The organism is Caulobacter sp. P4_E5 (assembly GCF_056401555.1).
In genome coordinates this window covers 1-637 of record NZ_JBFUJD010000169.1, presented here as the reverse complement: position 1 = coordinate 637, position 637 = coordinate 1, and the positions used below count along the sequence as shown (strand labels likewise).

1 protein-coding gene is annotated in these 637 nt (G+C 61.3%); it reads left to right on the top strand.

The genetic code is table 11. The features are described from left to right. Positions 1–592 (top strand): SDR family NAD(P)-dependent oxidoreductase (locus AC1DSO_RS24770; protein ID WP_477071332.1); only part of this gene is annotated, 592 nt, incomplete at its 5' end. Positions 593–637 lie beyond the last annotated feature (45 nt).

The window sequence follows — 637 nt, the reverse complement described above, 5'->3', positions numbered from 1 at the left end:
GGGTGCGGGTGTGCACACCGTGGCCGTCGATGTCAGCAGCCATGCCAGCGTGGTGGAAGCGGTCAAACAGACGGTTGCCCACAACCCGGCCATTGATGCCCTGGTCAACTCGGCCGGCATCACCGGCCCCAACGTCAAGCTCTGGGACTATCCGCCCGAGCAGTGGATGCAGGTGCAGCAGGTCAACCTCAACGGGCTGTTCTTCTGCTGCCGCGAAGTGGTGCCGCACATGCGCGCGCGCAACTACGGGCGCATCGTCAACATCGCCTCGGTCGCCGGCAAGGAGGGCAACCCGAATGCCAGCGCCTACAGCGCCAGCAAGGCCGCGGTGATCGCCCTGACCAAATCGTTGGGCAAGGAACTCGCCGACACTGGCGTGAGCGTCAACTGCGTCACGCCGGCCGCCGTCAAGACGCCGATTTTTGAGYAGATGACGCCGGAGTTCATACAGTTCATGCTGTCCAAAATCCCCATGGGCCGCTTCGGCACGCCCGATGAGGTGGCCGCCATGGTGAGCTGGCTTTGCACCGAAGAGTGCTCTTTTTCCACCGGCGCCGTCTTCGACCTATCGGGCGGACGTTCTACTTATTAACCTTCACCTGATTCATCAAAAGGAAAAACCATGAAACTCGTTCGT